The sequence below is a fragment of the Chloroflexota bacterium genome, from assembly GCA_011322445.1.
Lineage (GTDB): Bacteria > Chloroflexota > Anaerolineae > Anaerolineales > DRMV01 > DRMV01.
In genome coordinates, this window is record DRMV01000041.1 from 58,359 (window position 1) to 72,662 (window position 14,304).

The 14,304-nt window shown below is 63.2% G+C and carries 8 protein-coding genes; 5 read left to right on the plus strand and 3 right to left on the minus strand.

Translation table 11 applies throughout. The annotated features are described in order from the left end of the window. Positions 1–3 precede the first annotated feature (3 nt). From ENJ54_08570 to ENJ54_08590, 5 genes are read left to right on the plus strand one after another with little or no spacing between them, the layout of a single operon-like run. Positions 4–900: a response regulator gene (locus ENJ54_08570; GenBank protein ID HFC09884.1), complete on the plus strand. Its 897-nt coding sequence runs from the start codon at positions 4–6 to the stop codon at positions 898–900. A gap of 39 nt (positions 901–939) precedes the next feature. Beyond that, complete coding sequence (locus ENJ54_08575; protein ID HFC09885.1) at positions 940–7,947, plus strand: GAF domain-containing protein; 7,008 nt, start codon at positions 940–942, stop codon at positions 7,945–7,947. A gap of 3 nt (positions 7,948–7,950) precedes the next feature. Beyond that, positions 7,951–8,328 carry a response regulator gene (locus tag ENJ54_08580; protein HFC09886.1) on the plus strand — a complete coding sequence of 126 codons (378 nt, stop codon included), beginning with the start codon at positions 7,951–7,953 and terminating at the stop codon, positions 8,326–8,328. Between the two features lie 36 nt (positions 8,329–8,364). Beyond that, the gene (locus ENJ54_08585; GenBank protein HFC09887.1) at positions 8,365–9,153 is read left to right on the plus strand and encodes an alpha/beta hydrolase; all 789 of its coding nucleotides are present in this window, start codon (positions 8,365–8,367) and stop codon (positions 9,151–9,153) included. Then, the gene (locus ENJ54_08590) at positions 9,132–10,133 is read left to right on the plus strand and encodes a hypothetical protein (protein HFC09888.1); all 1,002 of its coding nucleotides are present in this window, start codon (positions 9,132–9,134) and stop codon (positions 10,131–10,133) included. Before ENJ54_08585 ends, ENJ54_08590 begins: the two co-directional genes overlap by 22 nt. A gap of 113 nt (positions 10,134–10,246) precedes the next feature. Here the strand turns inward: ENJ54_08590 and cadA are convergent, their stop codons facing one another. The 3 genes from cadA to ENJ54_08605 form a co-directional block, all read right to left on the minus strand. Continuing rightward, a complete protein-coding gene (gene cadA, locus ENJ54_08595) occupies positions 10,247–12,544 on the minus strand; it encodes a cadmium-translocating P-type ATPase (GenBank protein ID HFC09889.1) in 2,298 nt (765 codons plus the stop codon). Continuing rightward, a complete protein-coding gene (locus tag ENJ54_08600) occupies positions 12,541–13,005 on the minus strand; it encodes a transcriptional repressor (protein ID HFC09890.1) in 465 nt (154 codons plus the stop codon). Before ENJ54_08600 ends, cadA begins: the two co-directional genes overlap by 4 nt. 253 nt (positions 13,006–13,258) lie before the next feature. Further along, the gene (locus ENJ54_08605) at positions 13,259–14,269 is read right to left on the minus strand and encodes a zinc-binding alcohol dehydrogenase family protein (GenBank protein ID HFC09891.1); all 1,011 of its coding nucleotides are present in this window, start codon (positions 14,267–14,269) and stop codon (positions 13,259–13,261) included. Positions 14,270–14,304: the final 35 nt, after the last annotated feature.

Here is a 14,304-nt window from a genome sequence, read left to right on the forward strand (position 1 = left end):
GTTATGAGCAAGGCTCGCATTTTAGTGGTGGAAGACGATTTGGACATTGCCAATATGCTCCAAATCTACTTCTCCAGCCAGGGCTACGAGGTGGAACTGGCCCCTCGCGGCTCCGATGCCTTGGAGAAGACGCGCCAGAGCATGCCGCACCTGATTGTGCTGGACATTATGCTGCCGGATATCGACGGTTATGAAGTGTGCCGCCGTCTCCGCACCAGCACCCGTACCAGCCACATTCCGGTCATCTTCCTCACCCAGAAAGACGAGCGCAGCGACCGCCTGCAGGGGCTGGAACTTGGCGCGGACGACTACATCACCAAACCTTTCGACATTGAGGAACTGCGCCTGCGGGTGCAAAATGCCATCCGCCGCGCTGAGCGGGAAAGCCTCACCGACCCGCGCTCTGGCCTTCCGGCAGGGCGTTTGATCGAAGAGCAACTGCGCCGCATCATCCGCACCGACGGCTGGGCGTTGATGGATATTCGCATCAATTACTACGACGCCTTCCGCGAGGTGTATGGCTTCGTGGCGGCTAACGATGTGTTGCGCTTCACGGCGATGTTGCTCAACGAGGTGGTGGATGAACTCGGCACGCCGGAAGACTTCATCGGTCACCCCGGCGACGAGAACTTTGTGGTCATTACGGCCGAAGAATCCGCACCGGCCATTCGTGCCCGTTTGAAAGAACGCTTTGCCGAAGAAGTCAAAAGCCATTACAACTTCATGGATCGCGAGCAGGGCTACATCACCGTGGAAGAAAATGGTGTTTCCAGGCAAGTCCCGCTGATGACGCTTTCCATGGGCATTGTTTCGCCTTCCCAATACCAGTTTGCCGATATTCGGGAAATCACCGAACTGGCTGCGGAAGCCCGCCGTAAAGATACGCCTACCGAGAACTGATCGCCGCCCCCTGATTGCCCCCTGGATTGAGGGGAAACCATGTTCGGAACCGAAGCCGTTGCGCTGGGCATTACATTGACCATCATCGGCGCGGGCCTGTGGCTTGTCGCCCGCACGATGACGCGCTTGGGGGATGTGGCGACGCGCGGGGGCATGCCCCTTACCGTTTCAGAAGGCGCGTTTGCTCACCTGCAAAACGACGACGAAGCCGTGCTGGTGGTGCTGGCAGGGGGGCGGGTGGGGTATCTCAATGCCCGGGCGCGCGAATGGTTCGGCCTGACCCTGGAAGACCAGCCGCCGCTGGAATTTCTGGCGCAGCGCATTCGCCCGGCCGACGAATTCATCCGTTTGTGTGCTACACCGGGGCGCGCCCGCCTGACTTTGAGCACGATGGCGCTGGAAGGCGCTTCTTACGCTGTGCCTTACGCGGGGGGAGCAGCGTTGGTGGTGACCTTGCGTCCACTTCACCTGCTCGCTGCCGACGATGGTCAGGGCCAGACGCGCACGGCCCCCACCGCAGAAGCGTTGGAAGTGTTGGTTGAATTGGGGGAGCAAATTGGCGGTCGCCTTGACCTCGACGAAGCCGTTCAAGCCGTCGCTGCTGCCGTAGACCGCTTGCTGCCCTCGGATTTGCTGGAAATTACCCTCTGGGATGAACGCCAGGAGACGCTGGTGCCCCATCGCTACATGGCGACCGGGCAGGGCGTTGAACCTGTCTCTGCAGCGGAACGTTATGCCCCCGACGAAGGGCTGACGGGTTATTTGGTGAGCCAGGGCCAGCCGCTTTTACTGGAAGACATCGACAAATACACCCCCGTGCCCGCGGCCATTGACCGCCGCCGTTACCCGGTGCGCGCTTACATGGGGGTGCCGTTGCAGGTGGGCGATGAGGTCGTCGGCACGTTAGAGGTGGCATCGCTGGCCCCGGCGGCTTACACCCCTGCCGACCTGGAATTCCTCTCGTTGATTGCGCGCGAAGTGGCCCTGGCGTTGCACAATGCACGCCTGTTCAGCGAAACCCGCCGCCGCTTGCAAGAACTCCGCAGCCTGGCGGGGATTGCCCGTGCTGTGGGTGGGGTGCGTCAGGTTGAGGAACTGATTGCCCGCATTTTGGAAAACATCCGCCCGTTGCTGACGGCGGAGGTGGCGGGTTTTCTGCTTTACGATGAAGTGCACCGCACCCTGGCGGCGCAGTGGCCGTTTGAAGGGCTGCCCGAGGGGTTCGTCGCGGCTTATCAAACGCGCATTGCCGCGGGCAGTGAGGCCGAAACGCTGCTCATGGCCGGCGAACCGTTGGTCACCGAAGAGGCTGCCGACGACGACCGCTGGCAGGTTTTGGGCCTGGCTGACCTCAGCCGCACGGCCGGTATTCACGCCAGCGTGCTGTATCCATTGATGGCGGGGGGGCGTTTTCTGGGCTTCCTGCAGGTGGCGAACAAGCCCAGCGGCGACGCCTTTGGCGACAACGACCTGCAAGTGCTGACCCTGATTGCCGCGCAAGTTGCCCCCTTGCTGGAAAACGCCGTGCTCTTTCAGGAAGCCCGCCAGCGTGCCCGCCGCGCCGAAGCCCTGCGCCGCATTGCCAGCCTGACGGCTTCTCCTGCCACCCTCGACGAGCTTTTCAAATTCTCGCTGGTGGAACTTGCTCGCCTGGTGGACGCCCGCTATGCTGCCGTCTTGTTGCTCGATGAGCATCAGACCCAACTGGCTCCCCACGAGCCTTCGTTGTATGGCATCTCGCCTGAAAAAGCGCGCGCCATTGGTGTGATTCCAGCCAACGCCCCCGATTTCCACCTCACGGTGAGCCGCACCGGACGTCCCTTCCTCTCTTCCGATTTGCTGGCCGACAAGCGGGTGATCGCGGCTTACCGGCCTTTGCTGAAGGCGCTGGGTGAGGTGCGCTCGGCGATGGTGGTGCCTTTGGAAGCGCACGGCGAAAGCATGGGCGAAATTTTGCTCGGCCACCCGCAGCCCGGCCATTTCGACCGCAACGACTTGCAACTGGCCGCAGCGACCGCCGCACAAATGGCCGTGGGGGTTGAGCGGCAGCGCCTTTTGACCCGCAGCGATGAGGCCTTGCGCACTCAGGTGCAGGAACTGAGCACCCTGACCCGCCTGAGTCGGGAACTCGCGGCATTTTCTTCGCTGGAACAACTGCTGGCCTATGCCCATAAACAAATTGTGGCGTTGACCGAAGCCGATTGCGGTCAGACGCTGGTGGTTGCTGCCAACGGGGAACACTGGGAGGTGTTGCACCATACCGGCGGCCCGTGTGAGCCGCGCCTGCACCCCTTGGACCTGGCCGCGCTGGAGCGGGGAATGCCGGAGCAGGTGGCCGATTACCATGTGGCGTCTTACCCCCAACCTCACGAAGGGGTGCGGTCGTCGCTTTCCCTGCCTTTGCGTTACCAGGAAAGCGTGGTGGGGGTGGTGCATCTGCACAGCCAACATCCCAACCATTTCAGCGGCCCGCGGCAGCAATTTGCCCGTCTGTTGGCCCAGCACATTGCCCTGGCCGTTGGCGGGGCGCTGCACACGCAAACCCTCTTCCAGGAAAACCTTTCCCTCCAGCGGCAGGTGCGGGCTTTGCAATTGTTGCAGGCCTATTTGCAGAAAGCCCATCCCCTCAGCGCGCCGCAGCAGGCGCTGGATGACTTCGTGGCCCTGGTGCGCGACGCGGTCGGCTTCGATGCGGTGCTGCTGGCCCGCCTCGGGGCGGAAAACGGCCTCCTCGAGCCGGTGGCCTCGGTGGGGTTCGAGACGCTGCAACCCTTCCGATGGGACGACCTGAGCCTGTTGCTGGAAGACCGCTTCCAGCGCGGCGGGGTGTACTTCATCCCCCGTGAGGAACGCCCCCCCTTGCCGGCCAGCCTGGCCCTGCCGCGCGTGAGCCGGCCCATGCCCGCCCGTGCCGATGCGCAAACCTGGCACCCGCGGGACCTGTTGATGGTCCCCTTGCGCACCACGCAGGGTGAGCCGTTGGGGTTGCTTTACCTCGATGCGCCTCGCGATGCCCGCCGCCCCGATGCCCCCACGCAAGATATTCTGCGGCTGCTGGCTGCCACCGCGGCCTTGCTGCTCGAAATGCAGCAATTGGCCGTCGCGTGGGATGCCGAGCGTCAGCACCTCACCGGCCGGGTGGAAGAAGCCGAAGCCACCGCCCGTCAGGCGCAGAACGACATCCCCCGCTGGTTGCACAAAGATCTGCAACAAACGCTGGACCGGTATGCCCTTTCCCGCCAGGCCGAGCGCCTGCGCATTAGCCTGGAAATCACCACCCTGCTCAACCGCCAGCCCAGCCATACCAGTGTGCTGCATGCTCTGGGCCGCCAGTTGATGGAGCGTTTTGGCTTCAACTACGTTTTGATTGCCGAACCGACGCCCTTCGTGCCGGGGGGGACGGAAGAAGGCGGCGTGCGGTTGCTGCACACTTTTGGGGAATTGCCCCCTGCGCTCAAACTCGACATGCTCTTGGGGCAACGCAACCCCCTGGCCGAAGTATTCCATCAAAAACAAGTTTTGGTCGTCCCCGACATTGACCGGGCGGCAGAATGGCAGCGTTCCCCGTTGCTGCAACGCCTGCAAGCGCAGAGTTTCGTGGCCTTCCCGGTGCTGGTCGAGCCGCAAGGTGGAAACGGCCAGGCCGCGCTGGTCAGTCACATTGTGCTGGCGACCTCCACCACGCCCACGCCTTCCTTTGCCACGCAGGACGAGATGATCTTCAGCCTGCTGGGGCGGCAGGTGGGCATTGTGCTCCAGAACCTCGATTTGCTGGCGCACACCTCCCGCCGCTTGCAAGAGGTAGACCTGCTGTTGACCTTTAGCCGCCAGTTGGGCGTGCTTGACCCCGAGCGCATTTTGCAAACCTTGATGGAAAGCACGTTGGGGGCTTTGCAACATGCCCACGCTGGTTTCATTGCCCTTTGGAACCCCGAGCGGGAAGAGTTGCAGCCCCAGGTCGCCGGTGGCTATGCCGACGCGGAGGCCATGCTCGCCATCACCTTCCCCAAAGAGAGCCTGCCCGTACAGGTGATGCTGGAAGGGCAGGCGCGGCGCATCGGCGAGTTGGATTTCGCCGCGGCCTATCCCCTTTCGCCGGAAGCCCTGACGGCTTACCGCCGTGCCACGGCCGATCGCATTCCGGTTTCCAGCATGATGGTGCCCATTCGCGCCGGTGAACGCCCCCTGGGCGTGATAGTGTTGGATAATTTTAACGCTACGGCGGCGTTTACCCGTGAAGACCAATCGCTGGTGGTTTCGCTGGCCGGGCAAACGGCACTTTCCCTGGAAAACGCCCACCTGCTGCACACCGCGGAGCGGCGCGCTTCCCAGTTGCACGCTCTGGCCAATGCTTCGGCGGGGCTGGTGGCGCGCAGCCTGTCGCTGGAAGAGGTCGAAGCCTCGCTGCTGGAACAACTGGCGGCGGTATTGCCTTACGATGGCGGCACCCTCTGGCTGCGGGAAGGCAACCGCCTGCGGGTTCGGGATGCGCGCGGCTTCCCCAATGCCGATGAACTCATTGGCATCACGATTGCAGTGGAAGACAGCCGCTTGTTCCAGGAAATGCTGGCCTCGGGCAAGGCGCTGGCCGTGGAAGACACCCACGCCGACGATCGTTTCCCAGCCCCGGAAGCCATGCCCAACCGTTCCTGGCTGGGGTTGCCGCTGCGGTTCAAAGACGAGGTGCTGGGCGTCATCGCTCTCGAGAAGCGCGAGCCGGGCTTCTTCACGCGCGACTGGGTGGAAACGGCCGAGACCTTTGCCGGTCAGGCGGCAGCAGCGTTGGGCAATGCCCGCCTTTATGAAGAAGTCCGCCGCCACGCCGAAGAACTGGACCACCGCACCCGCCGCCTGGCGCTGGTTTATGAAGTGACGGCCGAACTTTCGGCTTCCCTCGACCCCACTTACATTGCCGAATACACCACCCGTCGCCTGCACGAGGCGCTGGCGGGGCGAGCGGTTTCCTTTGTGCTGCTGGAAGATGAAACGCCTACCCTGCTGGCGGCAGCGCCCGCGCCGGAAGGTGAAACGCTGCCCCAACCCTGGCCTGCTGCGCCGGTTTTCACCCACCTGGCCGAAACGTTGGGTGTGCTGGCCGACGCCGACGTTCACGCCGACCCGCGTTTAGCCCCGCTGGAAGACATCCTCGCACGGCACGCGCCGAAGGTCACGGTGGTGCCGTTGCCGGCAGGGCAAGACCTGTTTGGGGCGTTGTTCATTCACCTGCCGGCGCAAGAAAGCCTTACCAGCGACGAGGTTGAACTTGCCCAAACCCTGGCCAAGCAGGCCGCGGTGGCTTTGCAAAACGCCCGCCTCTATGCTGCCAGCCGTCGCTTCACCGAGGAACTCGAAGCCCGTGTCGCCGAGCGCACCCGCCAGTTGCAACAAGAACACCACCGCGCGCAAACGCTGTTGCACATCATTACCGAACTTTCGGCCAGCCTCGACCTTGACCAGGTGCTCAACCGCACCCTTGACCTGCTCAACGAGGCATTGAGCGCCGAGCAAAGCAGCATTTTGCTAAAACGCGCCGATGCGCCAACGCTCTTCTTGCGTGCGGGGCGTGGCTATGCCGAGCAGCCGCCCCTCGGTGGGCGCCCTACCGATGTCTCGGCGAGCGATTCCCTGGCTGGCTGGGTGATCGAGCACAACCAGCCTGTGCTGGTGCCCGACCTGGAAAAAGACCCCCGCTGGCGCAAAAAGCCGCATGGTCTGCCGATTTCCCACCGAAGCGTCATCGGGGTGCCGCTGGTGGTGGCGCAAGATGTGCTTGGCGCGTTGCTGCTTTTCCATTCACAACCTCATCACTTCACCGAATATCACCTCGACCTGGCCTCGGCGACGGCCCGGCAAATTGCCGTTGCCATCAACAACGCCGAACTCTTCAACCTGATCCGTGAGCAGGCCGAGCGCCTGGGCAAACTGCTGCGCCAGCAGGAAGTGGAAGCCAGCCGCGCACGCGCCATCCTCGAGGCTATTGCCGACGGCGTGTTGGTGACCGACCGCAAGGGCACGATTACCCTTTTCAACCCCTCTGCCGAGCGCATCTTGGGGCTGCCGGCCGAGCAAACCCTCGACCGCCCCCTCGACCATTTCGTTGGCCTTTTTGGCAGCGCCGGCCGCCAATGGATGGAAACTATCCATCACTGGTCGGCTGACCCCGAAAGTTACCGTGACCAGGATGTGGCCTACGAAGAACGCCTGGAGTTGGAAGACGGTCGGGTGATTTCGGTGCATCTGGCGCCGGTGTTCTTCCGCAGAGATTTCCTGGGCACGGTCTCAGTCTTCCGCGACATTACCCATCAGGTAGAAGTGGATCGCCTGAAGTCGGAGTTCGTGGCAACGGTTTCCCACGAGTTGCGCACCCCCATGACGGCCATCAAAGGCTATGTGGATATTCTGCTCATGGGTGCGGCGGGGCCGCTTACCGACCAGCAGCGGCGCTTCTTGGAGACCGTCAAGAACAACACCGACCGCCTCAACCTGCTCGTCGGCGACCTGTTGGATATTTCCCGCATCGAGGCCGGGCGCGTCTCGCTGATGCCCGAAGCGGTGGGCCTGGTTGCCTTGCTGCGCGACGTACTGGCTGAACAACAGCGGCGGGCTGCCGAGGAAGGCCGTGAAATGACCTTCACCGCTGAAATCCCCGCCGATTTGCCGCCGGTGTATGGCGACCGGGAGCGCATTCGCCAGATTGCCGAAAACCTGGTCGAAAATGCCTACCGCTACACCCCTGATGGCGGCCATGTGTGGGTGCGGGCGCATCGGGAAGGCGATGAAGTGCAGATCGACGTGCAAGACACCGGCGTGGGGATTCCCCCCGAAGAGCAACCACGGGTGTTCGAGCGGTTCTACCGGGGTGAAAATTCCCTGGTGATGGCTTCTGCCGGCACCGGCCTGGGGCTGGCGATTGTCAAGACCCTGGTCGAAATGCACGGCGGGCGCATTTGGCTGGAAAGCACCGGTGTGCCCGGCGAGGGAAGCACCTTCTCGTTCACTTTACCGGTTTTTACCCCCGAGCACGAAGATTCCGCTGGAGAGGCTTGAGCCATGGCGAAAATTGTGATAGCCGAAGACGAACGCGATATCCGCGACCTGATCACCTTCACCCTGCAATTTGCAGGGCATGAGGTCATCCCGACGGCCAACGGCGCTGAGGCAGTGGAAGCCGTGCGCCGGGAACAGCCGGACATTGTGTTGATGGATGTGCGAATGCCCCGCCTGACCGGTTACGAAGCCTGCCGTCAGTTGAAGGCTGATGAAGCCACGAAAGATATTCCCGTCGTGTTCCTCTCGGCCAAAGGGCAGGAAAGCGAGGTCAAGGAAGGCCTCGCGGCGGGTGCGGTTGATTACATTTTGAAGCCCTTTTCTCCCGACCAGTTGACGGCTCGCGTGGCCGAACTGCTGCAGCAGCACGGCCGCGGCTAAGCCTTGCGCACAGGCAAGAGGTAAAAAGGTGGCCCCATGAGCGCCATTATCATCAAAGACCATATTGTCCATTACGAAGTGTTGGGACGCGGCCGCCCCGTGCTCTTTTTGCACGGCTGGGTGGGGTCGTGGCGCTATTGGGTGCCCGCGATGCAAAGCGCCTCTCAGCGCTATCGCGCCTATGCGTTGGATTTGTGGGGCTTTGGCGATAGCGACAAGCACGCCGAGCATTACGCCCTGGCTTCTCAAATTCACCTGCTGGCCGCCTTTTTGGAAGAAATGGGCATTGGGAAAGTCGCACTCATCGGCCATGGGCTGGGGGCTGTGGTGGGGCTGTTTTTTGCCCTGCAATATCCGTTGGCGGTGGACCGCATGGCTATGGTGGCGATGCCCAGCACGGTGGAGGCCATTCACCCGCGGTTGCAGAGCGACCCGCCGGAGCGGCTGGCTTCCTGGTTGCTCACGCCGACCCTTTCCACCGAAACGGCCCGCAAGGAAGCCCCTAAGACCGACCCTGCAGCGATTACCACCTCGCTGGCCGAAATTCAGGCGATGGATTTACTGGCCGAGGTGATGCGCGTGGAAGCGCCCTGCCTGCTGGTGCACGGGCGGAATGACCCCCTCATCGGCCTGCCCGCTGAAGACACGCTCACCCGCCTGCCGGAAAATATGCACCAGATTATTTTCGAGAAGTCGGGGCACTTCCCGATGCTCGACGAGCCCAGCAAGTTCAACCGTTTGATGTATGACTTTTTGCTGCTGGAATCGGGCGTCAGCCCGCGGCAGTTGCAGTTGAAGGAAGAATGGAAACGGCGCGTACGTTGAGGTCGAAGCGGTTTCGTAAGTGGTTCCAGCGGCCAGGCCGGTGGCCCCGCTTTGCAGCAGCCCGATGGTGGTTACTCGTCGGGCTTTTGTTGTTGGGGGGCTGTGCCTCTGCCCATGCCGTTGCCACGGGCACGGCATGGGTGCCGCCCACCCCTGCGGCAACGGTGCAGCCTTCCCCTTTGGCGACGCCTTCGCCCACGCCGACGCGCACACCTACACCCACACCTGCCGCGACGGCCACCCCCACCCCCAACCCTACCCCCGCATGCTGGTATGCCGGTGGGGAGATCGTGAGCGCCAGCCTGCCTTCCCGTTACCTCACGTACCGTATGCCGGTGCTGGTGTACCTGCCGCCTTGCTACGACCAGCAGCCCACCCGCCGCTATCCGGTGCTTTACCTCATTCACGGCCAGAATTTTGACCAGACCCAGTGGGTGCGGCTGGGGGCGCCTGCGGTGGCCGACCGCCTGATCGCTTCCGGCCAGGCGCCGCCTTTCATCATTGTGATGCCCGGCGAGCGCACATGGGAGCAGCCCCGCAACACCGGTTGGGATGAAACCTTTTTGCAGGTGCTCATGCCGTGGGTGGAAAGCCACTTCCGCACCCGCAACGACCGCTACGACCGGGCGATCGGGGGGCTTTCACGCGGGGCGTCGTGGGCCATTCATCTCGGGCTTTCCCATTGGGAACTGTTTGGCAGCATTGGCGGCCATAGCCCCCCGGTGTTTTGGGAAGATGTGCCGCACGTCCGCTCCTGGCTGCGCGAAATCCCGCCTGGCGAGTGGCCGCGGATTTATCTGGATATCGGCGACGCGGACCAGCAGCAAATTACCGAGTCGGCGCGCTGGTTCGAGGGGGTGCTCACGCAGGAAGGTGTTCCTCATGAGTGGCATTTCAACATCGGGCGGCACAATGAGGCCTACTGGCACCGCCACGTGGAAGCCTACATCCGGTGGTACGTTGCGCCCTGGAAGCCGTAGGCGGGCCCCGAAGCCGTTGTGCTGTGTGTGAGCCGTTAAAAGGCTCCGGGGCGGGATGTTCATCCCTGCCCCGAGTAACGACCGGAAACGGTGCGTAGGGAAGGCCGGTGGTTTTAGCCGCGGTAGCCCAGCAACCGCAAGCCGTTGAGCACAACCAGCACGGTGCTGCCTTCGTGGCCCACGACGCCCCACGGCAGGGTGAGGCCCGCGCCAAAGGCCGAGGCCACCAGCAACACAATGACGCCCATCGCAAAGGTGAGGTTCTGCCACACCACCCGGCGGGCTTTGCGCGCCAGACCGATGGCGTAGGGCAAATGGTGGAGGTTGTCGGCCATCAGCACGACGTCGGCGGTTTCCAGGGCCACGTCGGTGCCGGCGCCGCCCATCGCAATGCCGACATCGGCTAATGCCAGCGCTGGCGCGTCGTTCACGCCGTCGCCCACCATCGCGGTGGGGCCGTATTGCTTTTGCAGGCGTTCCAGCACGCGCACTTTGTCTTTGGGCAGCAGTTCGGCGTAAAATTCGTCCACGCCCACCTTGGCAGCAATGGCCGCTGCCACTTGCTCGTTATCGCCGGTGAGCATGACCACATGCTTGACGCCCAGGTCGTGCAGTTTCTTGACCACATCCGCGGCCTCGGGGCGCAGCGAATCGGCCACGGCAATCATCCCCAGCCAGCGCCGTGTCTCGGGACGGTAGGCGATGACCACGGTTTGCCCCTGGGCTTCCAGGGCGGTGATTTGCCCGGCCAGTGAGGCCGGCAGGGGCACCTCGCGCTCGTGGAACATGCGCACGTTGCCGACCCAAAGGGTAGCCCCTTCGACCGTCCCCTGCACGCCTTGCCCCACCACGGCGCGGAAATCGGCCGAAGGGGGGATTTCCAGGCCGCGTTGTTGGGCTGCATGCACCAGGGCGCGGGCGATGGGGTGTTCTGAGCGGGCTTCCAGCGCCGCGACCAGGCGCAGCAATTCGTCTTCGTTTATGCCCTCGGCCGGGTGCACGCCCTGCACCTGGGGCTCGCCTACGGTCAGCGTGCCGGTTTTGTCGAAGGCGACCACTTCCAGCGTGGCGGTGCGTTCCAGGTGGGCGCCGCCTTTGAACAGCACCCCTTTGCGCGCCCCGTTGGCGATGGCCGAGAGAATGGTCGCGGGGGTGGAAATCACCAGTGCGCAGGGGGAAGCCACCACAAGCCATGTCATCGCCCGGTAAAAGGCGGTGTCGAAGGGTTCGTGGAATACCAGCGGCGGCACGGCGGTCAGCAAGACAGCGCCACCGAGCACAAACTTGGCATAGTTGCGCTCGAAGGTTTCCAGGGCGCGCTGGGTTTTGGCCTTGGCTTCCTGGGCTTCTTCCACCATTTGCACAATTTTCGCCAAGGTAGATTCCTGGGCCAGGTGGGTGACGCGCACTTCAACCGTGCCGGTGGTGTTGACGGTGGCAGCGAAGACTTTGTCGCCCGGCTCTTTGAGCACCGGCACCGATTCGCCGGTGATGGGCGACTGGTCAACTTCGGTGGTGCCGGCCACCACTTCGCCATCGATGGGGAAGCGTTCGCCCGGCCGCACCATGACGATATCGCCCAGGCGCAGTTGCTCGACGGGCAGGGTTTCCCAGCCTTTTTCGGTTTTGACCGTGGCGGTGGGGGGGCGCAGGTCCATCAGGCTTTCGATGGCGCGGCGGGTGCGCCCGAGCGCGTAAGATTGCAAGGTGTTGGAAAGCGAGAAGAGGAAGAGCAGCACCGCGCCGTCAGCGGGCTGGCCTGCCAGCGCGGCCCCTAAGGCCGCCACGACCATCAGCAGGTCGACGTCGATTTCTCGCTCGGTAATCAGCAGTTCGATGCCCTCGATAGAACCGAAGTAGCCGCCTGCGGCGTAGGCGAGGACGAACAGCGCGGTGGAAACCCACGGCGGCGCGGCCAGGTGGTTGGCTGCCAGCGCCCCTAACAGCGCAACCAGGGTGGTAATGGTCAGCACGGTTTCCCACGTCAGTTTGCTCCAGCCGCGACGGGCAGGGGCGGGCTGAGGCGGCGGCGTGATTTCGGCTTCCACCACCGCCGTGAGCGGTGCGTGGCGGGGCAGGCGTGCCACCAGGGTGCCGTCGTCTTGCAGCACCACTTTGGGCGGCTGACCAAAAAATTGGGCCAGATCTTTGGCTAAGTGGGCCGCGCAATCGTTGCAGGTCTTGGTTCCAGCGAGGGGGCAGTGCTGCACGCGCGCCCATGCTCGGTGGGCGGCTTCTTGCGCGATTTCCTGCGCCTGGGCGTCTTCCAGCAGGCGCGGGTCGTAGGTAATTTGCAGGCGGGCGTGTTCGTAGTCCAGACGGGTTTCCAACACGCCGTCGTAGCCGATGAGGGTATCGCCGACGATGTCGGTACAACGTCCGTTAGGGAATTGGGGGTCGTGAGTGCTCATGATCCTTGGCTTTCGTTTCGCTGGCAGTCGGGGCAGAGGCCGTAATAGACTACCCGCGCGCCCAGGATGTGAAAGCCGGTGCGTGCTGCGGCCACTTGCTCCAGTTCGGCGACGGCCTCGTGGGGCAGGTCGACGATGCGGTGGCAGCGGACGCACACCAGGTTGATGTGCGGCGCGATGTCGGCGTCGTAGTGCGTGGTGTCGTCACCGGCGTCACCCAGGGCATGGATGGCACCCAGTTCCACCAGCGCGCTGAGGGTGTTGTACACGGTCGCGAGGCTCAGGGAAGGGTATTCCGGCTTCAGCGCGCGATAGATTTCTTGTGTGGTGGGGTGGGTATCGGTGTTCGCCAGGTAGCGGCAGATGGCCAGCCGCTGCGGGGTAAGCCGTAAGCCGGCCTCACGCAGGGCTTGAATCAGACGCTCTTCCGGGACTGCCGTGGTATGCGGGTGTGAGTTCATGGTTTTTTCCTTGTAACGCTATCAAGGTTAGAGAGATTATAAATTAGAAATGTGAAAAAAGCAAGGCTTTCTGCTCGGTGCGCGGCAAAAATCCCTTGCTCGGTGCCCATCCGAAAGCACTTGCCGCTCAGGGAACGCGCGATGGCATTCCCCGCGTGGGTTTTCGAAGCGGTCCTTAGCGGGCAAGGAGAGGAAGGTTGCCGTGGTGGGAGGGCTTTTGCCTTGCTTTTATCGCCGACACGCGTTGGCGTTGTTAATCTTCTTCCGGTGCAATGCGCAGCACGGCCTCGCCGTTGATGCGGCTGGCTTTCAGATCTTGCAGCGCCTTTTGGGCGGCTTCTAAGGGGTATTCCTGCACCGTGGTCTGCACCGGGATTTCGGCGGCGAGTTTCAGGAATTCCACGCCATCTTGATAAGTGGCGTTGGCGACGCTGCGCAGAGTGCGTTCCCAATAGATGAGGGGGTAGGGCATTTCGGGGATGGGGCTCATATGGATGGCGTTGATGGCCACGGTGCCGCCGCGGCGGAGGTTTGCCAGCGCCGCGTGGACGACTTTGCCCGCGGGGGCGAAGATGACAGCGCGGTCCAGCGGTTTGGGGGCCTTCTCGTCGGGGCTTCCCACCCATGCGGCGCCGAGTTCGCGCGCGTGGTCCTGGTGGTTGGGCGAGCGGGTGAACACGTAGACTTCACAGCCCCAGTAGCGCGCCACCTGAATGGCAATGTGCGCACTGGCGCCAAAACCGAACAGCCCTAACCGTTCACCCGGTTGCAGGTCGGCTTTCTTGAGGGCGCGATAGCCGATGATGCCCGCGCAGAGCAGCGGGGCAGCGTGCAGGTCGTCCATTTTTTCAGGGATGGGCAGGGCGTAGCGGGCTTCGGCCAGCATGTATTCGGCGTAGCCGCCATCCACGTGGAAGCCGGTGAAGCGGGCGTTGGGGCACAGGTTTTCTTCACCGTGCTGGCAATATTCGCACTGGCCGCAAGCGTCGTAAAACCACGGCACGCCGACGCGGTCGCCGATTTTGAGGTTGGTGACGCCTTCGCCGAGTTCATCTACAATGCCGACGACCTGGTGCCCCACCGTGATGGGCAGGCGTGGGGGGTGGATGTCGCCTTCGACGGTGTGCAGGTCGGTGTGGCACACGCCGCAGACGCGAATTTTGAGCCGCACCTGGCCCGGGCCGGGCTCGGGGGTCGGCACGTCTTCCAGGCGCATGGGTTCGTTTTCGATGAGATCGTGGGCATACAATCGCCAGGCACGCATGACGCACCTCCGGGAAGTGGTGTGGGCCTTCAAGG